The following is a 24,081-nucleotide window of genomic DNA, read 5'->3' as shown; positions in this document are numbered from 1 at the left end:
GAACTGATACTTGTCTGTCATGAATCGGGCGCCCGCCGACAAGGCAAGGGCCCGGCAAGGAGAAGTCATGGATACGTATGTCGACCTGCAGCGGGCCATACTGAACAACATACCCGACCAGGCCTGGCTGAAGGACGTCGGCTCCCGCTACGTCCTGGTCAATGACGCCTTCATGGCCGCATGCGGGCGGTCCGAGGCCGAGATTCTGGGCAGCACGCCGGACAAGGTGTGGTCGGAGGAATGGGGACAGGTCTACCTGGACACCGACAAGGCGGTGGTGGCCAGCGGCATCCGCCGGCGTTATGAGGAATGCCGTCACGGCCAGGACGGCAGCCTGCGCTGGTTCGATACCATCAAGATGCCGATTCGGGGCCAGGACGGCGCGGTCGTCGGCACGGTTGGCATCTCGCGCGACATTACCGACCGCAAGCGCTCCGAGCAGGAGCTGCTGGAATCGCGCGCGCAGCTGCGTGAGCTGTCCGCCTACCTGCAGTCCGTGCGCGAGGCGGAGCGCACCCGGATCTCACGCGAGCTGCACGATGAGCTTGGGCAGTCCCTGACGGCATTGCGCCTGGGACTCAGCTTTATCGAAGCGCAGCAGGGCCCCGATGCCGGCGACGCGTGCCGCAAGCATTTGCAGATGCTCAAGCAGATCGCGGATTCGACGGTGGACGCGGTGCAGCGCATCGCGGCAGACCTGCGCCCGCCGCTGCTGGATGAGCTGGGGCTGACCGCGGCGATCGAGTGGCTGGCCGAGTCTTTTTCCGAGCGCGGCGGCATCGCCTGCGAGCTGGCGCTGCAGCCCGTCGGCGAGCTCAGCGCCGAACTCAGCACCGCGGTCTTTCGCATCGCGCAGGAAGCGCTGACCAATGCCTGCCGCCATGGCCGCGCCGATCGCGTGCGGGTGGAGCTGAGCGCGGCCGGCGGGACCTTGCGGCTGGTGGTTGCCGACAACGGCCGCGGCATCGATGCGTCCAGGGCCGGGCATCGCCGCAGCCTGGGTTTGCTGGGGATGCGCGAGCGTGCGCTGATGCTGGGCGGCAAGCTGGCGGTAACCAGCGAGAAGGGCGGCGGCACCCGGGTCGAGGCGCAGATCCCCAATGCCGGCACTGCCGGCAACGGAGGCGCAAGATGATCCGCCTGATGCTTGCCGACGACCACACCATCATCCGCGACGGGCTCAAGAAGATCTTCTCCACCGTGCCCGACATGCAGGTGGTGGCCGAAGCCGCCGACGGCTGCGAAGTGTTGGCGCTGCTGCGCGCGCAGACGCCGGACGTGCTGTTGCTGGACATGTCGATGCCGGGGCGCAGCGGCATCCTGCTGATCCAGCAGATACGGGCCGGCTATCCGGCGCTACCGATCCTGGTGCTGAGCATGTACCGCGAGTCGCAATATGCGGTGCAGGCTATCCGCGCGGGCGCGGCTGGCTACCTGACCAAGAATGTGGAGTCCGACCAGCTGCTCGGTGCCATCCGCAAGGTGGCGCGCGGCGGTACCGCGGTCTCGCCGGCGATTGCCGACAAGCTCCTCAGCCAGGCCCGGCAGCCCGATGCCATGTTGCCGCATGCACGCCTGACGGCGCGTGAACTGCAGGTGTTCCAGATGCTGGCCGAGGGGCTGGGCATCAACGAGGTCGCCGCGGCGCTGTCGCTCAGCGCCAAGACGGTAAGCACCCACAAGGCCAACATTCTCGGCAAGATGGATATCGCTTCGACGGCCGGGCTGGTGCACTACGCCATCCGCCACGGCCTGCTCGCCGAAGCCGGGGACGCGGCCTAGTCTGCTGCGGTGCGTCTAGGAAAATCCTTAGGTCGAATTCAGCCAATCCTGATGTAGTGATGCCGCCCCGGCACCTACGCTTCAGGTAGCGAAGCCCTGACTTCGCCTGCATAACAAGACCTGAGGAGACAAGCCATGCAGCTGGACCTGCTGATCCGGGACGCCTGTGTACGCGACGACGCGCCCCTGACCGATATCGCCATCCGCGACGGCCGCATCGCCGCCATCGAGCCCGGCATCGACGTGCCGGCGCATGAAGTGATCGAGACCGGCGGCCGCGCGGTCATCCCGGGGCTGGTCGAAGCGCACCTGCACCTGGACAAGGCTCTGCTGCACCGCCGCCTGCCGGCACGCTTCGGCACGCTGGACGAAGCCATCCGCGTCACCGGCATCCTGAAAAGCAAGCAGCAGCGCCAGGATGTGCTGGACCGCTCGCGCCAGGTGCTGGACATGGCGGTCAGGAACGGCACGGTGGCGATCCGCGCGCATCCCGATGTCGACCTGATCCAGGGGCTGATCGGGGTGGAGACGCTGCTTGAACTGAAATCGGAGTACCACGATCTGCTCGACCTGCAGATCGTGGCCTTCCCGCAAGAGGGCATCCTGAAATCGCAGGGCACCCGCGAGCTGCTGACAGAAGCCATGGACATGGGCGCCGATGTGGTCGGCGGCTGCCCGTACAACGAGCTGAGCTGGGCCGACACCATGCGCCATATCGACATGGTCTTCGAACTGGCGCAACGCTATGACGCGCCGGTCGACATGCATGCCGATTTTGCCGACGACACCGGCGACCAGCGCTTTGCCGCAGTGTCATATATCGCGCAGAAGACCATCGAAGCCGGCTACCAGGGGCGCGTGTCGCTGGGCCATGTCACGAGCCTGGGCGCGCTTGACGCGGCGCAGCTGCAGCCGCTGATCGAGCAGATCCGCGAGGCCGGCATCAGCATCGTCACGCTGCCCGCCACCGATCTCTATCTCGGCGGCCGCAAGGACGTCCAGAACCAGCGCCGCGGGCTGGCGCCGGTGAAGGCCCTGCACAGCGGCGGCGTCAACGTGGCGTATTCCTCGAACAATATCCGCAACGCCTTCACGCCGTTCGGCAAGGCCGACATGCTGCAGATCGGCAACATGCTGGCGCACGTGGCCCAGTTCGGCGTGCCCGAGCACCAGCTCGCGGTGCTCGACATGGGCACGCACAACGCCGCGCGCGCGATCGGCCTGCACGACACCTATGGCCTCAAGGTCGGGCGCCAGGCTGACCTGGTCGTGCTCGATACCTTCCAGGTGGCCGATGCGCTGATCGACATCCCGCCGCGGCTGTGGGTGGTCAAGCGCGGCAAGATCACCGTAGTCACGCAGCATCGCTGCGAGATCCATCGGCACCGGTGCTGCCCACACTGACCGCAATGCCCGTTCCCCGTCCATCAAGGAGTCGATCATGAGAAAGCTGCCCGCCGAAGTCGTGGCTTCACTGCTTGCCATCACCACCGTTCCCATCGCCGCGCATGCCTCGCACCTGCCGCCATGGGCCATCTTCATTAGCTGGGCCGCGACCTTTGCCATGGGCGGCCCCACGCCGGAGAACCTGAAGAAGATCTGGCCGACACTGCCGGTGGGCTCGCTCTTTGCCTTTGTCATCGTGCTTTGCTTCCGCCAGGCGGCCGAGCAGTTCTCCGGGCCAGCGCTGATCGTGGCGGAGATGGTGATCCTGTTCGCGCTCAACGCTTCGATGATGTATCTCGCTCGCGTGTTCGTCACGCTGCGCTTCATCCCCGGCATGTTCTTTGGCTTTGCCTCGTATTTCGCCACGCTGTTCGGCGGCTTCGGCCCGGTGCCGGGCGATCCCGTTGTCGCGCTTGGCGCGGTGATCGCCATGAATGCGCTCGGACCGGCCTATGCCTGGATCAAGCATCACTACGCGGCACCGGAATCCGTTGCCGAACGCCCATGGCAAGGCTGGAAGACCGGGACCTGAGCCGACGCGTCCTGCCGGGTTTGCGTGCCAGGCGCAGCATGACCCGGCGCCATCATCGAATCGTTATCGCGGCTGCCAGCGTGGGCCGGCCGCGCGTATCCGGGGGAAGTGGGTATGGAATTTCTGGGTGAAGTGGATCCTTGCGGCACCGGCACGTCGCGCCGGGCATTCCTGGCCGGCTCGGCCGCGCTGGCGGGCAGCACCATATTGCCTGCCGTCGGCCAGGAACTGGCGCAGGAGCCGGCGCAATCCGGGCGCGCAGGGCTGGCGCATTCGTCCGCGGGCATGGTCACCAGCCCGCATGGACTGGCCAGCCAGGCGGGGCTGGAGGTATTGAAGGCCGGGGGCAACGCCATCGAGGCGGCGATTGCCATCGGCGCGGTGCTGAGCGTGACATACCCGCACTTTACCGGCCTGGGGGGCGACGCCTTCCTGGTGGTCAGCGACCGCGGCGGCAATGTGCGCACGTTCTCCGGCATCGGCCAGGCGGCGTCCGAGACCTCGGGCTATGCCGGCACGATTCCGCTGCGGGGCCCGGCAGCGGCACTCACTGCCGCCGCCACCGTTGCGATCTGGGACCGCGCCTTTGCCTTCAGCCGGGACCAGTGGGGCGGCACGCAGTCGTGGTCGGCGCTGCTGGCGCGGGCCACCGAGTACGCCGCCAACGGATTCCCGGTCACGCCGTCACAGTGCTTCTGGCAGGAGTTCCGCTCGGCGGACCTGTCAGGCTGGGATGGCTTCGGACAGGTCTTCATGCCAGACGGGCGCATGCCCAGGCCCGGCCAAATGTTCCGCCAGCCTGAGCTGGCCCGCACCCTGGACCGGGTGGCGACACAGGGCGGGCGCGAATTCTACGAGGGCGACCTCGCCGGTCGCCTTGCCGCCGGGCTGGCCAAGGCCGGCTCGCCGTTGCGCGAACAGGACCTGGCGCGCTGCCAGGCGCGCGAAGAAGTGCCGCTGCGCGTGGCCTACCGCGACGGCGAACTGCTCGGCCTGCGTCCGCCCACGCAAGGCGTGACCACGCTGGAGATCATGGGCATCCTCGACCGGTTCGATCTGTCCGGTATCCAGGAAGGCAGCGCAGACTATTACCACCTGCTGGTCGAGGCCGTGAAGCTGGCGTTCCTGGACCGCAACCGCTACGTCGCCGATCCCGATTTTGTCGACGTGCCGCTGGAGCGGCTGTTGTCCAGGTCCAATCTCGACGCCCACGCGCGCCGCATCCGCATGGACCGCGCCATGGCGTGGCCGCATGTGTTCAAGCCCGGCGACACCGTCTACATCGGCGCCGCCGACCGCGAGGGCCGCTGCGTGAGCATGCTGCAGACCGTCTATTTCGACTGGGGCAGCGGCCTGGTCGTCGGCGACACGGGGGTGCTCTGGCACAACCGCGGCGCATCGTTCAGCCTCGATCCCGCCAGCCCCAACGTGCTGCGCGGCGGCAAGCGGCCATTCCATACCCTCAATCCCGGCATCTACCTCAAGCAGGGCCGGCCGCACCTGCTGTACGGCACGCAAGGCGCCGACGGCCAGCCGCAGACACTGGCCGCGGTGCTGACACGGATGATCGACTACGGCATGGATCCGCTGACGGCTCTGCGCCGCCCGCGCTTCCTGCTGGGCAAGACCTTCTCGGACAGCCGCGACAGCCTCAAGCTGGAACAGGATGCCGGCCTGCCGGTGTTCAACGAGCTTGCCGCGCGCGGCCATCAACTGAGCCCGATCCCTGCGCAAAGCCAGCTGGCCGGTCATCCGGGCGCGATCCGGATCGATACCGGCGGGCAGCTTAGCGGCGCGCACGACCCGCGCAGCGATGGCCGGGCGCTGGGGGTATAGCGCGCGGCGCCCGGCGCCGGCGGCGCTTCCCGGTGACGCTGCGTTGTACCGGTGCGTCACCCAAAGAAAGAGCCCTCGGCCAGGGAGGACGAGGGCCACAAGTGGTAGCGGGCGAGTCGCAGTACGCCCGCATACCATGATGGCGCCGCTACGCGATCCGGGCATCCCCAATTCTGGGGATGTTGCTTTCCAGTGCGCGCTGACAGCACCAACCATCAATGGAGCAAAGGGACGTGCAATTCCCTGAAATCGAACGCGTCCGATTTGTCATTGATGCCATGAATGGTCAGGACGGCATCGTGGGTCATCGCCAGCTGCAGGCCTGCGGCAATCGCGGCATCGCGTGACGGGTAGACCGGTCCCGGGTTGTCGGGGTCGTATTCGAGGGCCCACTGCGCGTCTCGGGTGAGGATGACCTCGATGGACTTGATTGGCATCGCCAACTCCGTCTCTTGTGGACGATGTGCGGTCGCGCCGGCGTGGACAAAGGGCCTGGCAACGGGGAGCCGGTGCCAGGCGTCCGCCTGTGGAGCACTGTGATGCTGATGCCGTGCATGGCCCGGCCTGCAGCGATTCCAGCGTAGGCCAGGGCTGGGGACATGACTGTAAACAACTGCAAAGGCTGCGGTGCGATTTGGTTACCGTCCTGGAAAACAGATGGCGGGGTATCCGCTGCCAAAGAAAAAACCCGCGAAGCCTTCGGCTATCGCGGGTTTCTAGACCTGCAGGTGCTGCATCGGACTGAATACTGGTGGAGCCGGCGGGAATCGAACCCGCGTCCGTAAGCCCTCCACAGAGAGTTCTACATACTTAGTTCTGTCATTTGATTTAACCGGCGCATCGCGGACGAACACGCTCTACGACGGCGAGTCACTAGGTTTTCGTCCCCGGCTTCGTGACCCTTCCGGAGCTTATCTGACGTAAATGACCTCGCGTGGTCTTGCGACCCTAGCCCGTCAGCGAGCCAGTGCGAGGACGGCCGCAATTAAGCGGCCAGTGCGTAACGTTCGTCGTTAGCAGTTATTGCATTCCCATTGATTAACGAGGTGACGGGTCCTCGGTATGCCCTCCACTGCTTTGTAACCCACGTCGAAACCAGGTCGGCCCCAGTGAGGAAGCTGGATTGTACCCGGTTGGACGCAAGCTGTCGCGGGGAGTTCCGGGAACGGCCAGGATACCCCTGCGACACAATCAGGCGACCACGGCGGGCAACAGCAGCGGGATCAGCTCGGCCGGGTGGCGAATCAGGTGGTCGGCGCCCCAGGTCTCGGGCGGCTCGGCGTCGCCGCAATAGCCATAGGCGGCTGTGACGGTGATCATGCCGGCGGCCTTGCCGGCCTGGATGTCGCGCAGGTCATCGCCCACATAGACGCACTGGCGCGGGTCGACGCCGGCGCTTGCCGCGGCATGCAGCAGCGGGGCGGGGTGCGGCTTGGCGTGGGGCGTGGTGTCGCCGCTGACGACCGCGCTGGCGCGCGGGGCCAGGCCGATCGCGGCGACCAACGGCACGGTGAAGCGGGCGATCTTGTTGGTGACGATGCCCCACGGGATGCCCGCTGCCTCGAGCGCGGCCAGCACTTGCGGCATGCCGTCGAACAGGCGCGTGTGCACCGCGATGTCGGCCTCGTAGTAGTCCAGGAAGACATCGCGCAGCGCCGGGAACTCTGCATCCTCCGGACGCAGGCCGAAGGCTGCACCCAGCAGTCCACGCGCGCCGTGCGAGGCGACGGGACGCAGTTTTTCATAGGCCACCGGCGCCTGGCCGCGCTCGACGACCAGCCGGTTGGCCGCCGCCGCCAGGTCCGGCGCGGTATCTGCCAGCGTGCCGTCGAGGTCGAAGAAGACCCCTGCGATGCCGGCGCTCATGCTGCCACCCGGCGGAACGCCATCATGTAGTTCACATCGGTGTCGCTGCCCAGCGCATACACCTGCGACAGCGGGTTGTAGGTCATGCCGCGCATTTCCACCAGGTCCAGCCTGGCCTGGCGGGCAAAGCGCGCGAGCTCGGACGGCGTGATGAACTTGTCGTAGTCGTGCGTGCCGCGCGGCAGCATGTTGAGCACATACTCCGCGCCGACGATGGCCAGCAGGTAGGCCTTCAGGTTGCGGTTGATGGTCGAGAAGAACACATAGCCGCCGGGCTTGACCAGCGTGGCACAGGCTTGCACGATCGACGCCGGATCCGGCACGTGCTCCAGCATCTCCATGCAGGTCACCACATCGACGCTGGCCGGTTCACGTGCGGCCAGCGCTTCTGCGGCGATCTCTTCGTAGGTCACGGCAACCCCGGTCTCCAGGCTGTGCAGGTCCGCTACCTTCAGTGCCTTGGTCGAGAGATCGATACCGCGCACCGTGGCGCCCAGGCGTGCCATGCTTTCGGACAGGATGCCGCCGCCGCAACCCACGTCGACCACGCGCTTGCCGGCCAGACCGGCGATGCCGTCGATCCAGCGCAGGCGCAGCGGGTTCAGCTCATGCAGCGGCTTGAACTCGCTTTCCGGGTCCCACCAGCGGTGGGCCAGTTCGCTGAACTTGTCGATTTCCTTCGGATCGGCATTGCCGCGCGGCAGGTCCTGATTGGCGGCGCCGGCTGCGGAAAGGGTTTGCGATTGCAACGTCATCGTATGCGGGGCCGGCGGCACTAGCCGCGCCGGCGGTGTGAAGGGAAGAGAGGGACAGTCCGGGCAACTGTACCAAAAAAAAAGCCCAGCTTGCGCTGGGCCTTTCGTCGTCGGAAAGAATCCGATTAACGTGCGCTGCGGGTGCCGACCACTTCGACTTCCACGCGGCGGTTCGGCTGCTGGCAGGCGATCTGGGACTTGCGGTTGCCCTTGCACGACTTCGGATCGACCTTCAGCTGGCGCTTGCCCTTGCCTTCGGTGTAGACGCGGTTGGCTTCAACGCCCTTGCTCACCAGGTAAGCCTTGACCGATTCAGCACGACGGATCGACAGGCGATCGTTGTACTTGTCCGAACCGAACGAGTCGGTGTGGCCAACGGCGATGATAACTTCCAGGGTGATGCCTTGCAGTTTCGAGACCAGGTCGTCCAGCTTGGCCTTGCCTTCCGGCTTCAGGACAGCCTTGTCGAAGTCGAACAGGGTGTCAGCAGCGAAAGTGACCTTCTCGCTCGAGACGACCGGAGGAGCCACCGGAGCCGGTGCCGGTGCCGGTGCGGCCGGGGCCAGGGCGCCGTCGCACAGCGCGTTGGCGGTGGCCGGGGTCCAGGAGCTGTCGCGCCAGCAGAGCTCGTTCGTGCCATTCTTCCACACGTACTCGCTCGTACCGTTGCCCCAGTTGTCGTTCACTGCCTTCTTTTCATAAGGGACGGACTGAGCTTGAGCGGATGCAGCCATTACTGCGGTAGCTGCAACGAGCGCGAGCTTGGCAAATTTTTTCATATTTCTCCTCTCAGGATGAGATCACCGCAGGGTTACTGCGAGCAAATGGACGAAAACAAGTCATACATTCTTCGGAGTATAACATTCTCGATGTGGTGGATGCTCCACTTCGAACAATGTCTGGCTCTTCGCTGGGGAATTGTGCCACAAGGGTCGTTTCCTAAGAAGTAAATATATTCGATTCGCCGCATGGGTTTTGGGCCTGTGGTGTTTGTGCAACATAGGTCTTGTGTCGCCCGCAAAGCCTTGTGGCATCAGGGATTCCGGGTTTCAGCGAGGGCCTCGGGAGGTGTGCGCAAGGGCTGTCCGGAGAGCGGCAGGCGGGGGGTGGCGGCATGTTAGAATGACACGTTGCCCAGCCGTCAGGCGCCCACTGTGCCGCGCGCTAAAGGGCCTGTCATTCGCTTAAACCTGCCGCATAAACCACGCCGCAATGGATCCATTCGCAAAAGAAACCCTTCCGGTCTCCCTCGAAGAGGAAATGCGCCGCTCCTATCTCGATTACGCCATGAGCGTGATCGTGGGCCGGGCGCTTCCTGATGTGCGGGACGGCCTGAAACCGGTGCACCGGCGCGTGCTGTTTGCGATGCACGAGCTTAACAACGACTGGAACCGACCCTACAAGAAGTCGGCCCGTATCGTCGGTGATGTGATCGGTAAGTATCACCCGCACGGCGATACCGCAGTCTACGACACCATCGTCCGCATGGCGCAGGACTTCTCGCTGCGCTACATGCTGGTCGACGGCCAGGGTAATTTCGGTTCGGTCGACGGCGATAACGCCGCGGCCATGCGTTATACCGAAATCCGCCTGGCGAAAATCGCCCACGAGATGCTGTTCGACATCGACAAGGAAACCGTCGATTTCGACAGCAACTACGACGGCTCTGAAAAAGAGCCTTCGATCCTGCCGGCGCGTATTCCCAATCTGCTAATCAACGGTTCGTCCGGTATTGCGGTGGGCATGGCCACCAATATCCCGCCGCATAACCTGAATGAAATCGTCGATGGCTGTCTGCACCTGCTGCGCAACCCGCAGGCGACGGTGGATGAACTGATTGAATTGATTCCGGCGCCTGATTTTCCGACCGCCGGGATTATCTATGGCATCCAGGGCGTTCGCGAAGGCTATCGCACCGGCCGCGGCCGCGTGGTGATGCGGGCCAAGACGCACTTCGAGGACATCGACCGCGGCCAGCGCCAGGCGATCATCGTCGACGAGCTGCCCTACCAGGTCAACAAGCGCACCTTGCTCGAACGCATCGCCGAACTGGTCACTGAAAAGAAGATCGAGGGCATTTCCGACATCCGCGACGAGTCGGACAAGTCCGGCATGCGCGTGGTGATCGAGCTCAAGCGCAACGAGGTGCCCGAGGTTGTTCTCAACAACCTATATAAGAACACCCAGCTGCAGGACACCTTCGGCATGAACATGGTGGCGCTGGTCGACCGCCAGCCGCGCCTGCTGAACCTGCGCCAGATGCTGGAGTACTTCCTGGCGCACCGGCGCGAAGTCGTCACCCGCCGCACGGTATTCGAGCTGCGCAAGGCGCGCGAGCGCGGCCACGTGCTGGAAGGCCTGGCCGTCGCGCTGGCCAACATCGACGAATTCATCGCCATCATCAAGGCCGCACCGACTCCGCCGATCGCCAAGCAGGAACTGATGGCGAAGGCATGGGATTCGGCCCTGGTCCGCGAAATGCTTGCGCGCGCCGAAGGCGAGACCCCGGGCGGCCGCGCCTCCTATCGTCCGGACGGGCTGCCGCCGGTGTTCGGCATGCAGGCAGACGGCCTGTACCGCCTGTCGGATGGCCAGGCGCAGGAAATCCTGCAAATGCGCCTGCAACGCCTCACCGGGCTCGAGCAGGACAAGATCGTCCAGGAATATCGCGACATCATGGCGGTAATCACCGATCTTCTGGATATCCTGGCGCGGCCGGAGCGTATTACTGCCATCATCGTCGACGAACTCACCGCTATCCGCGCCGAATTCGGCGATGAGCGCCGTTCGCAGATCGAGCTGAACGCGACCGAGCTGGACACCGAAGACCTGATCACCCCGCAGGACATGGTGGTCACGCTGTCGCACAGCGGCTATATGAAGAGCCAGCCGATTTCCGAGTACCGCGCGCAAAAGCGTGGCGGACGCGGCAAGCAGGCGGCAGCGACCAAGGAAGACGACTGGATTGACACGCTGTTCGTGGCCAATACCCACGACTACATCCTGTGCTTCTCCAACCGCGGCCGGCTCTACTGGCTGAAGGTGTATGAGGTGCCGCAGGGCTCGCGCAACTCGCGCGGGCGCCCGATCGTCAACATGTTCCCGCTGTCCGAAGGCGAGAAGATCAATGTGATCCTGCCGGTCAAGCAGTTTGACGCCGAGCACTTCATCTTTATGGCCACCGCCCGCGGCACGGTCAAGAAGACCGCGCTGACCGAGTTCTCCAATCCGCGCAAGGCCGGCATCATCGCGGTCGACCTGGACGAGGGCGACTACCTGATCGGCGCGGCCGTGACCGACGGCCAGCACGATGTGATGCTGTTCTCCGATGCCGGCAAGGCCGTGCGCTTCGACGAGAACGACGTGCGTCCGATGGGCCGCCAGGCGCGCGGCGTGCGCGGCATGAACCTGGAAGACGGCCAGACCGTGATCGCCATGCTGGTGGCGCCGGCCGAGACCGCCGAAGAGGCTGAGGCGGGCATGCGCGGCAGCGTGCTGACCGCGACCGAGAACGGCTACGGCAAGCGCACCCCCATTGCTGAGTACACTCGACACGGTCGCGGCACCAAGGGCATGATTGCGATCCAGACGAGCGAGCGCAATGGCCGTGTGGTGGCGGCAGCACTGGTTTCGCCCGAGGATGAGATCATGCTGATCACCACCGGTGGCGTGCTGATCCGTACCCGCGTGGCTGAAATCCGCGAAATGGGCCGCGCCACGCAGGGTGTCACGCTGATCAACGTTGACGAAGGCACCAAGTTGTCCGGGCTGCAGCGCATCGTCGAAAGCGATGCCGATAACGGTGCCGGTGGCGACGAGGCTGAAGACGCCGACGGTGCAGAAGGTGCTGCCGGGGCCGACTTGGACGCTAATCCGTAAGACAAATCGTAAATTGTTGCAACAATAGGACGCCCGCCGGAACTCGCGTCGCGGCTGTCCGGACTAAAACGGACGTATTTACCAGGGAGTCACAATGCTCAAAACCTATCGACGTATCGCAGTTCTGGCCGCTTTCGTTCCGACCTTCATGATGGCGCAGCACGCCCATGCGCAGGATGCGGAAAAGACAGCAGCCATCAAGGAACTGCTTTCCGTCATGCAGGCAGACCAGGCTGTCAAGGGCCAGGCCGAAAACTGGCAGCAAGGCGCCAAGCAGGAAGCTCCGCTGGTGCTGGAACAAGTGCTGGTCGAGAACAAGACCCTGAACGACAAGCAGAAGCAGGCCGCTGTCGAAAAGCTGAAGAAGAACGGCGCGGTCCAGCGCATGGTTGACGGCGCCGGCTCGGCCTTCAGCACCGATGGCTTCCGCAAGGACGCGATCCAGGCGCACTACGATGCCTTCGGCAAGTACTACTCGACGGCGGAACTCAAGGACCTGACCACCTTCCTGAAGTCGCCGACCGGCCAGAAGTTCATGGCCAACCAGGGCAAGGCGACCCAGGAGATCTGGGGTTCGATGATGCAGAAGTACGGCCCGCAGGTCGGCAAGTCGATGCGCGACGCCGCAGAGAAGGAAATCACCGCCGCTTCGAAGTGATGCTGGCGTGATCCGCCACTGAATCAGACCGCCGTCCGCCTGCAGCCTTGCAGGCAAGTGCGGCCCCGGGGCCTGGCCCCGGGTGCCCAACGGGGCGCGGGTTTGAGGGATAATGGCTGCTTGGGTAACACCGGCAGCCATTTTTCCATTCCCCGTCTCATGAACGATCCCCAGAATCCCGCTCTTGCCGGCATGATGCAGCGTGCATTGGCCGAACGTGTCTACAACTTCTCCCCTGGCCCGGCGGCGCTGCCCGCCGAAGTGCTGCAGCAGGCTGCCGAGGAGATGCTGTCCTGGCACGGGACCGGGGTTTCGGTGATGGAAATGAGCCACCGCAGCCGCGAATTCGAAAGCATCCATAACGAAGCGATCGCTGACCTGCGCGAGTTGCTGCACATCCCCGCCAATTTCAAGGTGCTGTTCCTGCAAGGTGGCGCCATTGGCGAAAACGCCATCGTGCCGCTGAACCTGATGCGGCTGCGCAGCGCCGAGCAGCCCAAGGCCGATTTCGTCGTCACCGGCACCTGGTCGGTCAAGACCGAGCAGGAAGCCCGCCGCTATGGCGCGGTCAATATCGCGGCCACCAGCGAGGCGGAGAAATTCCACCGCATCCCCGACATTGCTGACTGGAAGCTGTCGGACGATGCCGGGTACGTGCACCTGTGCACCAACGAGACCATCGTCGGCGTGGAGTTCCAGGACATTCCCGATATCGGCCAGGTCAAGGGCGACCGCGTGGTGGTGGCGGATGCTTCCAGCCATATCCTGTCGCGCCCGATCGACTGGTCGCGCGTGCAGGTGGTCTACGGCGGCGCGCAGAAGAATATCGGCCCGGCCGGCGTCACCATCGTGATCGTGCGCGACGACCTGATCGGCCATGCCCACCCGCTGTGCCCGTCGGCATTCAACTGGCGCCTGGTGGCCGAGCACAACTCGATGTACAACACGCCGCCGACCTATGCGATCTATATCGCCGGCCTGGTCTTCAAGTGGCTCAAGCGCCAGGGCGGCGTGCCCGCGATCGAGCAGCGCAATATCGCCAAGGCGTCGGCGCTGTACAACTACCTGGACCAGAGCGATTTCTATCGCAACGAGATCCATCCGAGCTGCCGCTCGCGCATGAACGTGCCGTTCTTCCTGGGCGACGAATCGCGCAATGAGGTGTTCCTGCAACAGGCGCGGGCCAACGGCCTGGTGCAACTCAAGGGACACAAGACCGTTGGCGGCATGCGCGCCAGCATCTATAACGCGATGCCGCTGGAAGGCGTGATGGCGCTGGTCGATTTCATGCGCGAGTTCGAGCGTACGTCCGCCTGACGCGCATTCCCGCTGGCTGCCCGCGCACCTCAGGCACAGTGCGCCGGCAGGCAGAGGTCAGTTTTTCTCCGGCCGCCGCGCCCCGGCGGCCCACCGGATTCATACAAAATGACAAGCCAAGACCGCACCCCCGCGCGCGAGGAGACGCCGCCCAACGAGCAGCAGAACGACACCCACCTGAGCGAAGCCGAGCGCAAGCTGTCGGTCGAGCTGAGCCCGCTGCGCGAGCAGATCGACACCGTTGACCGCGAACTGCTGGCGATGCTGAACCGCCGCGCCAAACTGGCACTCGAGGTCGGTGAGGTCAAGAAGAAGTACGGTGCGCCGGTGTTCCGCCCGGAGCGCGAGCTGCAGGTGATCCGCAAGGTGCAGGGCGCCAACCCCGGCCCGCTGCTGGGCGAAAGCGTTGCGGCGATCTGGCGCGAGGTGATGTCCGCCTGCCGCGGGCTGGAAAAGCCGCTGGAAGTGGCTTTCCTCGGCCCGGCCGGCACGTTCTCCGAGCAGGCGCTGTATGCGCACTTCGGCCATGAGGTGTCGGGCGTGCCTTGCCCGAGCATCGACGAGGTGTTCCGTGCCGTCGAGGCGGGCACGGTCGAGTACGGCGTGGTGCCGGTCGAGAACTCCACCGAGGGCGCGGTGTCGCGCACGCTCGACCTGTTCCTGCAGACCTCGCTGAAGATCAGCGGCGAGATCGCGCTCAAGGTGCACCACAACCTGATGGCATCCACGCCCGACATGCAGGGCGTCACGGTGGTGCGCGCGCATGCGCAGGCACTGGCGCAGTGCCAGCACTGGCTGACCGCCAACTATCCGCACCTGGAGCGCCAGGCGGTGTCGAGCAATGCCGAGGCCGCGCGCATGGCCAGCGAAGACCCGACCGTGGCCGCGATTGCCGGCGAGTCCGCCGCCAACCGCTATCACCTGCATATCGTGCGCACGCATATCCAGGACGATCCGCACAATCGCACGCGCTTTGCCGTGATTGGCCGCTATGAGACCGAGCCGTCGGGCAGCGACCAGACCTCGATGATCCTGTCGGTACCTAACAAGGCCGGCGCGGTGTACCAGCTGCTGGCGCCGCTGGCGGAGAACGGTGTGTCGATGTGCCGCTTCGAGTCGCGCCCGGCGCGCAGCGGCGCGTGGGAGTACTACTTCTACGTCGATGTGGAAGGGCACCAGCATGAGCCGGCAGTGGCGCGCGCCATCGAAGAGCTGCGGCGCAACGCGGCTTACCTGAAGGTGCTGGGCTCGTATCCGTCGAGCAAGTAAGGCAGCCAGGCAAGAACAAGGAGACGAGATGGCGGAGCAGGGTAAGCAAGGCGGCACGGTGTTCGGACCCGGCTATGTGCGGGCGATTTCGCCGTACGTGGCCGGCAAGCCGATTTCGGAAGTCGCGCGCGAGTTCGGCCTGGACGAGGCCGGCATCGTCAAGCTCGCCTCCAATGAGAATCCGCTCGGCATGCCCGAGTCGGCCCGCCGCGCGGTGGCCGATGCGGTGGCTGAACTCGGCCGCTACCCGGATTCCAACGGCTTTGCGCTGAAGGGCGAGCTGTCGGCGCGCTTCGGCGTGCCCGCCGACTGGCTGACGCTGGGCAATGGCAGCAACGACATCCTGGAGCTGGCCGCGCATGCGCTGGTGGAGCCGGGTCAGTCGATCGTCTATGCCGAGTACTCGTTCGCGGTCTACGCGCTGGCCACGCAGGAGATCGGCGCACGCGCCATCGAAGTGCCCGCGCGCGACTACGGCCATGACCTGGAGGCGATGGCCGCGGCGATCGCGCCCGATACGCGCCTGGTCTTTATCGCCAACCCGAACAACCCGACCGGCACGTTCGTGCCGGCCGCGCAGATCGAAGCCTTCCTGCAGCGGGTGCCGGCCAATGTGGTGGTGGTGCTGGACGAGGCGTACAACGAATACCTGGATGCCGACCAGCAATACGATTCGCTCGCCTGGGTGCGCCGCTACCCGAACCTGATGGTGTCGCGCACGTTCTCCAAGGCCTATGGCCTGGCGGGCCTGCGCATCGGCTACGCGGTGGCGCAGCCGGAGCTGTCGGACCTGCTGAACCGCATCCGCCAGCCGTTCAACGTCAACAGCGTGGCGCAGGCCGCGGCCATCGCCGCGCTGGGCGATGCCGGGTTCCTGCGCCGCAGCGCCGAGCTGAACCGTGCCGGCAAGCGCCAGCTGACCGATGCCTTCGACCGGCTCGGGCTGGAATACGTGCCGTCTTCCGGCAACTTCGTGATGGTGCGCGTGGGCGATGACGACGGCGCCGGCGCGCGCGTCAACCTGGCGTTGCTGAAGCAGGGCGTGATCGTGCGGCCGGTGGGCAACTACAACCTGCCGCGCTGGCTGCGCGTGACCATCGGCCTGGCCGAGGAGAACGCGGCCTTCATCGCGGCGCTGGAGCGGGCGTTGGCGTGAGCGCGGCTACAATTGCGGCGTTTCGCTGCAGGCTGCTTGCCTGCCTCGTTGCCAATCATCGATTTACCTCGGCCTGGTCCGAGCCACTGCCCCTAGCGGCCTGAGATTGTGAGTGCATTGCATTTTTCCCGTGTTGTCATTGTCGGTGTCGGCCTGATCGGCGGCTCGCTCGCGCTGGCGCTCAGGCGCGCCGGCGTGGTGGGCACGGTGGTCGGGGTGGGGCGCTCGCCGGCGTCGCTGCAGAAGGCGCTGGACCTTGGCGTGATCGACGAGGCCGCGACGCTGGCGGATGCCGCGCGCGGCGCCAGCGTGATCGTGCTGTGCGCGCCGGTGGCGCAGAACTTTGCGCTGCTGCACGCGCTGGAGCCGCACCTGCAGCCGGGCACCATCGTCACCGATGCCGGCAGCACCAAGTCAGACGTGATCATGGCGGCCAAGACGGCGCTCGGCGACAAGGTCGCGCAGTTCGTGCCGGCACACCCGATCGCCGGGCGCGAGCTCAACGGCGTGGAGGCGGCGCTGCCGGACCTGTACCTCGGCAAGAAGACCGTGCTGTGCCCGCTGCAGGAAAACTCGCGCGCCGATGTCGCCGCGGTGCGCGCCATGTGGGAAAGCGCCGGCGCAGAATGCCATGTGATGTCGGCAGTGCAGCACGACGCGGTGTTTGCCGCGGTCAGCCACCTGCCGCACGTGCTGTCGTACGCGCTGGTGGCGCAGGTCGCCAATGCGGAAGATGCCGCGCTGAAGCTGGGCTTCGCCGGCGGCGGTTTCCGCGATTTCACGCGCATCGCGGCCTCGTCGCCGGAAATGTGGCGCGATATCTGCGTGGCCAACCGCGACGCGCTGCTGCGTGAGCTGAATACCTACCAGTCGGTGCTGGCGCACCTGAAGGCGCAGATCGAGAAGGGCGACGGCGACGCGCTCGAACGCATCTTCGCGCGCGCCAGCAAGACCCGGCTGGCCTGGGGCGCAGAGCGTGCCGCGGGCAACCATACCGAACCCTGAACCAATCGCCTGACCGCGGCGCCCCGGCGCCCACGAGAACCATGGAACACCTGACGCTAGGCCCCCTGACCCGCGCCAACGGCACCGTCCGGCTGCCGGGCTCGAAGAGCATCTCCAACCGCGTGCTGCTGCTGGCCGCACTGGCCACGGGCGAGACCCGCGTGCGCGATCTGCTCGATTCCGACGACACCCGCGTGATGCTGCAGGCGTTGCGCACGCTCGGCGTGGCGTGGCGGCAGGAAGGCGACGACTACATTGTCACCGGCGCCGGCGGCAATTTCCCGAACAAGTCGGCCGAGCTCTTCATGGGCAATGCCGGCACCGCGATCCGCCCGCTGACTGCCGCGCTTGCGCTGCAGGGCGGCAACTACAAGCTGTCGGGCGTGCCGCGCATGCATGAGCGGCCAATCGGCGACCTGGTCGACGGCCTGCGCCAGGTGGGCGCCGTGATCGACTACCTTGGCAATGAAGGCTTTCCGCCGTTGCATATCCAGCCGGCCGGCATTCGCATCGATGCGCCGATCCGCGTGCGCGGCGATGTGTCGAGCCAGTTCCTGACCGCGCTGCTGATGAGCCTGCCGATGGCGCAATCCGACAGCGGCCGCATCGAGATCGAGGTGGTGGGCGAGCTGATCTCCAAGCCGTATATCGAGATCACGCTGAACCTGCTGGCGCGCTTCGGCATCGAGATCGAGCGGCAGGGCTGGGAGCGCTTCGTGCTGCCGGCCGGCGCGGCTTACCGCTCGCCGGGCGAGATCTTTGTCGAGGGCGATGCGTCGTCCGCTTCCTACTTCCTGGCGGCCGGCGCGATCGGCGGTGGCCCGGTCCGGGTGGAAGGCGTGGGCATGGCCAGCATCCAGGGCGATGTGCGCTTCGCCGAGGCGCTCAACCGCATGGGCGCCAATGTGATGGCCGGTGACAACTGGATCGAAGTGCGCGGCACGGAACGCGACGACGGGCGCCTGCACGGCATCGAACTGGACTGCAACCATATCCCCGATGCGGCGATGACGCTGGCGGTGGCAGCACTGTTTGCCGAAGGCACGACCACGCTGACCAATATCGCCAGCTGGCGCGTCAAGGAAACGGACCGTATCGCGGCGATGGCGACGGAACTGCGCAAGCTCGGCGCAGTCGTGGAAGAGGGGGCAGACTACCTGCGTGTGACGCCGCCGCAGCCGTGGCAGACTCCGGCCGACGGCATTGGCACCTATGATGACCATCGCATGGCGATGTGCTTCTCGCTGGCAGCCTTCGGGCCGCTGCCGGTGCGGATCAATGATCCGGGCTGTGTGGCGAAGACGTTCCCGGATTACTTCAGCGTGTTTGCGGGCGTGACCGGCTAGGCGCCGGCCAGGTTGGCGTGGTTGCGCTGCGCCGCGGCATGATTGCGGGCAGTCCCGGCTTGGCGGCGCTCGCGCTTCTCCCAGTAGCGGTCGAAGAAGTAGTGGGCCACGGTATTGACGGCCGGCTCGATGAAGGTGATGGCACCGCTGATGGCGAGGCTGCCGGTCAGCGCATACGTCACGCTGAACGCGATGCCGAGGTGCATGATGCCGAACGTCAGGGTTTTTGCCATGTTAGATTGCCTCGCGACTGGGACGGGAAGGGCACCGTGCCGCGACTGCGGTCAAGCGCCATGAATCAAATAATAATGATTCTCAATTGAATTCACAATCAATCGTTTCTTTTGGCTTTATAAACAATGACTATCGTCAACGTCATCGCCATTGACGGGCCGACTGCCTCGGGCAAGGGCACTGTCGCGCACAAGGTTGCGGACGCCGTGGGCTTTCACCTGCTCGACAGCGGCGCCCTGTACCGGCTCGTGGCGCTGGCCAGCGACCGCGCCGGGATTGACCTGGCGGACGTGGACGCGCTTGCAAAGATCGCTTCCCGCCTCGATGTGAAGTTCGGCCCTGACCGCGTCTGGCTGCAAGGCGAGGAAGTCAGCCTGGCAATCCGTGCCGAGGCGATCGGCAACCGGGCCTCGGCCATCGCCGTGCACCAGCCGGTGCGCGATGCGCTGACCCAGCTGCAGCGCAGCTTCCGCAAGCTGCCCGGGCTGGTTGCCGACGGCCGCGACATGGGCACCGTGATCTTCCCGGATGCGCCGCTCAAGGTGTTCCTGACCGCAAGTGTTGAGGCGCGCGCTCGCAGGCGCTATAAACAATTGATTGATAAGGGAATTTCTGCTAATATTGAAGACCTTTTGCGTGACCTTGAAGCGCGCGATGTACGGGATCGCACCCGCACCGCCGCGCCGCTTCGTCCCGCCGAGGATGCAAAGCTGCTGGATACCTCCGATATGACGGTGGACCAGGCAGTGGCGCAGGTGCTGGAGTGGTTTGCCGCTGTGCGGCCCGATGCATGAGATGCATGCGGGCGCATCAGTAGAAGCGGCGTACCCCGACGGCACCAGATGGCGCCAGCCCGGGCAAGACTTGTGGCTGGCTTGTGTCAAACCTGACCCCGCTGCACTGGCAGACTGAGCGCGATAGTCGCGCCGGCCAGCGTATTGCGGATTTCACCTTACGTTTATGTCCGACCTGCAAACTAACGAATCCTTTGCCGCACTGTTCGAGGAATCCGTCGCCCGCTCCAATATGAAGGCTGGCGAAGTGATCTCCGCTGAAGTCGTGCGCATCGACCACAATTTCGTGGTCGTCAATGCCGGCCTCAAGTCCGAGGCATTCGTGCCGGTGGAGGAGTTCCTGAACGACCAGGGCGAACTCGAAGTGCAGGCCGGCGACTACGTCTCCGTGGCCATCGATGCGCTCGAGAACGGCTATGGCGACACCATCCTCTCCCGCGACAAGGCCAAGCGCCTGGCATCGTGGCTGAACCTCGAGAAGGCGCTGGAAGACGGCGAGATCATCTCGGGTACCGTGACCGGCAAGGTCAAGGGCGGCCTGACGGTGATGGTCAACGGCATCCGCGCGTTCCTGCCGGGTTCGCTGGTTGACGTGCGCCCGATCAAGGACACCACCCCGTACGAAGGCAAGACCCTGGAATTCAAGGTCATCAAGCTGGATCGCAAGCGCAACAACGTGGTGCTGTCGCGCCGCGCCGTGGTCGAAGCGACCCTGGGCGAAGAGCGCCAGAAGCTGATGGAAACCCTGAAGGAAGGCGCCATCGTCAACGGTATCGTCAAGAATATCACCGACTACGGCGCGTTCGTGGATCTGGGTGGCATTGACGGCCTGCTGCACATCACCGACCTGGCCTGGCGCCGTGTCCGCCACCCGAGCGAAGTGCTGTCGGTTGGCCAGGAAATCACCGCCAAGATCCTCAAGTTCGACCAGGAAAAGAACCGCGTCTCGCTGGGCGTGAAGCAGCTGGGCGAAGATCCGTGGGTCGGCATCTCGCGTCGCTACCCGCAAGGCACCCGCCTGTTCGGCAAGGTGACCAACCTGACCGACTACGGCGCGTTCGTCGAGATCGAAGCCGGCATCGAAGGCCTGGTGCACGTGTCGGAAATGGACTGGACCAACAAGAACGTTGCCCCGTCCAAGGTTGTCCAGCTGGGCGACGAAGTCGAAGTCATGGTGCTGGATATCGACGAAGACAAGCGTCGTATCAGCCTGGGCATGAAGCAGTGCAAGGCCAATCCGTGGGACGATTTCTCGCGTAACCACAAGAAGGGCGACAAGCTGGCCGGCCAGATCAAGTCGATCACCGACTTCGGCGTGTTCATCGGCCTGCCGGGCGGCATCGACGGCCTGGTGCACCTGTCGGACCTGTCGTGGCAAGAGACTGGCGAAGAAGCCGTTCGCAAGTACAAGAAGGGCGACGAAGTCGAAGCCGTGGTTCTGGGCATCGACGTCGACAAGGAACGCATCTCGCTGGGCATCAAGCAGCTGTCGGGCGATCCGTTCAACAACTTCATCTCGGCCAACGACAAGGGTTCGCTGGTTCAGGGCACCATCAAGGCGGTTGACGCCAAGGGCGCCGTGGTCCAGCTGGCTGACGATGTGGAAGGCTACCTGCGTGCTTCGGAAATCTCCGCTGACCGCGTGGAAGACGCCCGCAACGTGCTGAAGGAAGGCGAGCAGATCACCGCCCTGGTGGTGAACGTCGACCGCAAGTCGCGCAACATCAACCTGTCGATCAAGGCCAAGGACAGCGCAGAGCAGCAAGAAGCGATGCAGAAGTTCCAGGCTGACACTGGCACGGCTGGCACGACCAACCTCGGCGCCCTGCTGAAGGCCAAGCTCGGCCAGGACAACCAGTAATCGCAGGCCCCCGCGCTTGCGCGTATGCCCATGACCAAGTCGGAGCTCGTCGAAAAACTGGCTGCCCGCTTCCCCCAGCTGCTGCTGCGGGACGCGGACATCTCGGTCAAAACGATACTCGACGCGATGTCGGAGGCGTTGGCCGATGGCCACCGCATCGAGATTCGCGGATTCGGCAGTTTTGGTCTGAACAAGCGTCCGCCTCGCGTGGGGCGCAATCCCAAGTCCGGCGAGCGTGTGCTGGTGCCCGAAAAACGGGTGCCGCACTTCAAGGCGGGCAAGGAATTGCGCGAACGGGTTGACCGCAGCCAGCCGGCGCCTCCGGGCGCCAATGGCAACGGTCATGCCGCCGGCACGGCCCAGGCCGTGCCGGGCAAGGTAGGCCAGGGCAGCGCTCCCGCCGCAGCGGCGGGATTGCACGAGGGTGGGCTGAATTTTGTCCGCTCTTCCTGATTGCCGGGTTTTGCCTGCTGCTTGTGTGGTTGAAAAAAGCGCCCCCTTAGGGGCGCTTTTTTTATTGCTGCCGGCCTTGCGTGCGCACCGAGACGGGTGGCGCATCGTGCGCAAGCGGCTTGCCGGCGTCTGGCGCCGGGCCGCAGCCCGGGCCGCATTACGGCCCGGTTACCGAATAGGTGAAGCGTATCCGTTACAATGCCGGGGTCTTTGCCGGACCTCGCGCGAGTGCGCCGGTGCCGCTTCCACGTCACGCTGAAACGCTGCCAACCGCATGAAACTGTTCGCCTGGATCGTCCGCATCGTCGTATTCGTGCTGCTGTTCGTGCTGGCGCTGCGCAATACCGCCGAAGCCTCGCTGCAGCTGTTCTTCAACGCCGTCTGGCATGCCCCGCTGATCCTGATCCTGTTCGCGGCCTTCGTGCTCGGCGCGGTCGCGGCACTGGCATCGATCGCGCCCAACCTGATGCGCCAGCGCATGGAGCTTGCCCGGCTGCGCCGCGCCCTGGCCGATGCCGGCGCGCAGGCGAGCGCGTCAGCGGCATCGCCGCCGTCGCCAACGTCGGCAGCCGCCGCCGCGCCGCGCGACGGCAAACCTGTTCCCTATAACGTAGTCGGCCCGAAGGTCTGATCCATGATGTTTGAAACCTGGTGGCTGCTGGCGCTGCCACTTGTCTTTGGCCTTGGCTGGATGGCGGCGCGCTTCGATGTGCGCCAGCTGATCAGCGAGCAGGGCGCCTTGCCGCGCTCGTATTTCAAGGGCCTCAACTTCCTGCTCAACGAGCAACCCGACAAGGCCATCGACGCCTTTATCGAGGTCGCGCGGCTGGACCCGGAAACCACCGAGCTGCACTTCGCGCTGGGCGCGCTGTTCCGCCGCCGCGGCGAAACCGAGCGTGCCATCCGCGTGCACCAGAACCTGGCGACCCGCCCCGACCTGCCCGAGCCCGAGCGTGAGCATGCCTTGTTTGAACTGGGCGAGGACTTCCTGCGCGCCGGCCTGCTGGACCGCGCCGAGGAATCGCTGCGCCGGCTGATGTCGGGCCCCTACGCGGCGTCGGCCAAGCGCGTGCTGCTTGAGCTCTATGAAGTGGAAAAGGAGTGGCAGAAGGCGATCGAGGCTGCGCGCGAGCTGCAGACGCTGGAGCAGACCAGCTACAGCCTGCAGATTGCCCAGTTCTGCTGCGAGCTGGCGCAGGACGCGCTGCAGCGCAAGCGCCCCGAAGATGCGGTGAAGTGGCTGAACCAGGCCGTTGCCGAGAATCCTGCCAACGTGCGTGCCCCGATCCTGTTGGGCGACGTGGCCGCGGCGGCGGGCGATGCCCGCGCGGCGCTTGGCCACTGGCTTGGCATCGAACGGCAGGATGCATCCTTTCTGCCGCTGGTGGCGGACCGCGTGGTCAAGGCCTACGCCAGCCTGCAGGAGGAGGGCGCCGCACTGGAATGGCTGCGCGGCCTGCTCAAGGGCAAGCTGGCGCCGGAGGTGCTCGATACCGCCTACAAGGCAGAGCTGGAAGTGAATGGCCCGGAAGCCGCCGCGCGCCTGATGCGCGAACAGCTGCGCCGCCAGCCCACGCTGCTGGCGCTGACCAAGTATTTCGAGGCGCAGGCGGCGGTGGTCACGGCCGGCGCCCCGTCCGCGCAGCCGGCGGGTGCCGATGCCCCGGCAGAGGGTGCCGAGGGCGCCGACGGCAACGGCGAGCAAGCGCAGGAAACCACGGCCATCCGTGACCTGCTGCAGCTGCGCACGCGCAACCTCGCGCGCTACACCTGCCGCGAGTGCGGCTTCCGCGCCCGGCTTTTCTATTGGCAATGCCCGGGATGCAACCGCTGGGAAACCTACGCCCCGCGGCGTTCCGAGACGCTCGGCTGATCCCGGGCGGCCTGTGCAA

The 24,081-nt window shown here is 65.3% G+C and carries 23 protein-coding genes and 1 other RNA gene; 18 read left to right on the top strand and 6 right to left on the bottom strand.

Annotated features, from left to right (window positions below; genetic code table 11):
* The first annotated feature begins 67 nt into the window (after positions 1-67).
* The 5 genes from I6H87_RS03130 (at position 68) to I6H87_RS03110 (ending at position 5,596) form a co-directional block, all read left to right on the top strand.
* The gene (locus I6H87_RS03130) at positions 68-1,135 is read left to right on the top strand and encodes a sensor histidine kinase (protein ID WP_011614694.1); all 1,068 of its coding nucleotides are present in this window, start codon (positions 68-70) and stop codon (positions 1,133-1,135) included.
* A complete protein-coding gene (locus I6H87_RS03125; protein WP_010812971.1) occupies positions 1,132-1,782 on the top strand; it encodes a response regulator in 651 nt (216 codons plus the stop codon). Before I6H87_RS03130 ends, I6H87_RS03125 begins: the two co-directional genes overlap by 4 nt.
* 135 nt (positions 1,783-1,917) lie before the next feature.
* Positions 1,918-3,186: an amidohydrolase family protein gene (locus I6H87_RS03120; protein ID WP_011614695.1), complete on the top strand. Its 1,269-nt coding sequence runs from the start codon at positions 1,918-1,920 to the stop codon at positions 3,184-3,186.
* A gap of 37 nt (positions 3,187-3,223) precedes the next feature.
* A complete protein-coding gene (locus tag I6H87_RS03115; protein ID WP_011614696.1) occupies positions 3,224-3,760 on the top strand; it encodes a DUF1097 domain-containing protein in 537 nt (178 codons plus the stop codon).
* Positions 3,761-3,874: 114 nt separating this feature from the next.
* A complete protein-coding gene (locus I6H87_RS03110; RefSeq protein WP_010812968.1) occupies positions 3,875-5,596 on the top strand; it encodes a gamma-glutamyltransferase family protein in 1,722 nt (573 codons plus the stop codon).
* Positions 5,597-5,811: 215 nt separating this feature from the next.
* Here I6H87_RS03110 and I6H87_RS03105 read toward each other — a convergent pair whose 3' ends face one another.
* Positions 5,812-6,033, bottom strand: a complete 222-nt coding sequence (locus tag I6H87_RS03105; RefSeq protein ID WP_010812967.1) for a hypothetical protein — start codon at positions 6,031-6,033, stop codon at positions 5,812-5,814.
* 162 nt (positions 6,034-6,195) lie between these two features.
* Here I6H87_RS03105 and I6H87_RS03100 point away from each other — a divergent pair, with 162 nt between their 5' ends.
* Positions 6,196-6,381 carry a hypothetical protein gene (locus I6H87_RS03100; protein WP_153018154.1) on the top strand — a complete coding sequence of 62 codons (186 nt, stop codon included), beginning with the start codon at positions 6,196-6,198 and terminating at the stop codon, positions 6,379-6,381.
* Here the strand turns inward: I6H87_RS03100 and ssrA are convergent.
* The 4 genes from ssrA to ompA all read right to left on the bottom strand — a co-directional run bounded on the left by ssrA (position 6,346) and on the right by ompA (position 8,996).
* Positions 6,346-6,704, bottom strand: a transfer-messenger RNA (tmRNA) gene (gene ssrA, locus I6H87_RS03095). The genes I6H87_RS03100 and ssrA overlap by 36 nt on opposite strands.
* Positions 6,705-6,787: 83 nt before the next feature.
* Positions 6,788-7,462 carry a phosphoglycolate phosphatase gene (gph, locus tag I6H87_RS03090; RefSeq protein ID WP_010812966.1) on the bottom strand — a complete coding sequence of 225 codons (675 nt, stop codon included), beginning with the start codon at positions 7,460-7,462 and terminating at the stop codon, positions 6,788-6,790.
* Positions 7,459-8,217, bottom strand: a complete 759-nt coding sequence (ubiG, locus tag I6H87_RS03085) for a bifunctional 2-polyprenyl-6-hydroxyphenol methylase/3-demethylubiquinol 3-O-methyltransferase UbiG (RefSeq protein WP_010812965.1) — start codon at positions 8,215-8,217, stop codon at positions 7,459-7,461. Before ubiG ends, gph begins: the two co-directional genes overlap by 4 nt.
* A gap of 125 nt (positions 8,218-8,342) precedes the next feature.
* Complete coding sequence (gene ompA / locus I6H87_RS03080; protein ID WP_010812964.1) at positions 8,343-8,996, bottom strand: outer membrane protein OmpA; 654 nt, start codon at positions 8,994-8,996, stop codon at positions 8,343-8,345.
* A 433-nt stretch (positions 8,997-9,429) separates the two neighbouring features.
* Here ompA and gyrA point away from each other — a divergent pair, with 433 nt between their 5' ends.
* The 7 genes from gyrA to aroA all read left to right on the top strand — a co-directional run bounded on the left by gyrA (position 9,430) and on the right by aroA (position 18,847).
* The gene (gene gyrA, locus I6H87_RS03075) at positions 9,430-12,096 is read left to right on the top strand and encodes a DNA gyrase subunit A (protein WP_011614697.1); all 2,667 of its coding nucleotides are present in this window, start codon (positions 9,430-9,432) and stop codon (positions 12,094-12,096) included.
* Positions 12,097-12,190: 94 nt separating this feature from the next.
* Positions 12,191-12,754, top strand: coding sequence for a DUF2059 domain-containing protein (locus tag I6H87_RS03070; protein WP_010812962.1), 564 nt, complete (start codon positions 12,191-12,193; stop codon positions 12,752-12,754).
* 159 nt (positions 12,755-12,913) lie between these two features.
* On the top strand, positions 12,914-14,071 hold the full coding sequence (serC, locus tag I6H87_RS03065; RefSeq protein WP_051398460.1) for a 3-phosphoserine/phosphohydroxythreonine transaminase: 1,158 nt from the start codon (positions 12,914-12,916) through the stop codon (positions 14,069-14,071).
* 108 nt (positions 14,072-14,179) lie between these two features.
* On the top strand, positions 14,180-15,340 hold the full coding sequence (pheA, locus tag I6H87_RS03060) for a prephenate dehydratase (RefSeq protein ID WP_011614699.1): 1,161 nt from the start codon (positions 14,180-14,182) through the stop codon (positions 15,338-15,340).
* Positions 15,341-15,368: 28 nt separating this feature from the next.
* Entirely contained in the window at positions 15,369-16,496 is a 1,128-nt protein-coding gene (hisC, locus tag I6H87_RS03055) for a histidinol-phosphate transaminase (protein ID WP_010812959.1), read from the top strand.
* A gap of 108 nt (positions 16,497-16,604) precedes the next feature.
* The gene (locus I6H87_RS03050) at positions 16,605-17,501 is read left to right on the top strand and encodes a prephenate dehydrogenase (protein ID WP_011614700.1); all 897 of its coding nucleotides are present in this window, start codon (positions 16,605-16,607) and stop codon (positions 17,499-17,501) included.
* Between the two features lie 41 nt (positions 17,502-17,542).
* Positions 17,543-18,847: a 3-phosphoshikimate 1-carboxyvinyltransferase gene (gene aroA / locus I6H87_RS03045; protein ID WP_010812957.1), complete on the top strand. Its 1,305-nt coding sequence runs from the start codon at positions 17,543-17,545 to the stop codon at positions 18,845-18,847.
* Here the strand turns inward: aroA and I6H87_RS03040 are convergent.
* A complete protein-coding gene (locus tag I6H87_RS03040) occupies positions 18,844-19,080 on the bottom strand; it encodes a DUF2061 domain-containing protein (RefSeq protein ID WP_011614701.1) in 237 nt (78 codons plus the stop codon). The two genes, aroA and I6H87_RS03040, sit on opposite strands and share 4 nt — an antisense overlap.
* A gap of 126 nt (positions 19,081-19,206) precedes the next feature.
* Here I6H87_RS03040 and cmk point away from each other — a divergent pair, with 126 nt between their 5' ends.
* The 5 genes from cmk (at position 19,207) to lapB (ending at position 24,062) form a co-directional block, all read left to right on the top strand.
* Complete coding sequence (gene cmk / locus I6H87_RS03035) at positions 19,207-19,875, top strand: (d)CMP kinase (protein WP_010812955.1); 669 nt, start codon at positions 19,207-19,209, stop codon at positions 19,873-19,875.
* Between the two features lie 166 nt (positions 19,876-20,041).
* The gene (gene rpsA, locus I6H87_RS03030; protein ID WP_010812954.1) at positions 20,042-21,736 is read left to right on the top strand and encodes a 30S ribosomal protein S1; all 1,695 of its coding nucleotides are present in this window, start codon (positions 20,042-20,044) and stop codon (positions 21,734-21,736) included.
* 30 nt (positions 21,737-21,766) lie between these two features.
* Complete coding sequence (locus I6H87_RS03025; protein WP_010812953.1) at positions 21,767-22,189, top strand: integration host factor subunit beta; 423 nt, start codon at positions 21,767-21,769, stop codon at positions 22,187-22,189.
* Positions 22,190-22,463: 274 nt separating this feature from the next.
* On the top strand, positions 22,464-22,820 hold the full coding sequence (locus I6H87_RS03020) for a LapA family protein (protein WP_010812952.1): 357 nt from the start codon (positions 22,464-22,466) through the stop codon (positions 22,818-22,820).
* 3 nt (positions 22,821-22,823) lie between these two features.
* The gene (gene lapB, locus I6H87_RS03015; protein WP_010812951.1) at positions 22,824-24,062 is read left to right on the top strand and encodes a lipopolysaccharide assembly protein LapB; all 1,239 of its coding nucleotides are present in this window, start codon (positions 22,824-22,826) and stop codon (positions 24,060-24,062) included.
* The last annotated feature ends 19 nt before the right edge of the window (positions 24,063-24,081 follow it).

The organism is Cupriavidus necator, assembly GCF_016127575.1.
Taxonomy (GTDB): domain Bacteria; phylum Pseudomonadota; class Gammaproteobacteria; order Burkholderiales; family Burkholderiaceae; genus Cupriavidus; species Cupriavidus necator_D.
This window is presented reverse-complemented; position numbering and strand designations above follow the sequence as displayed.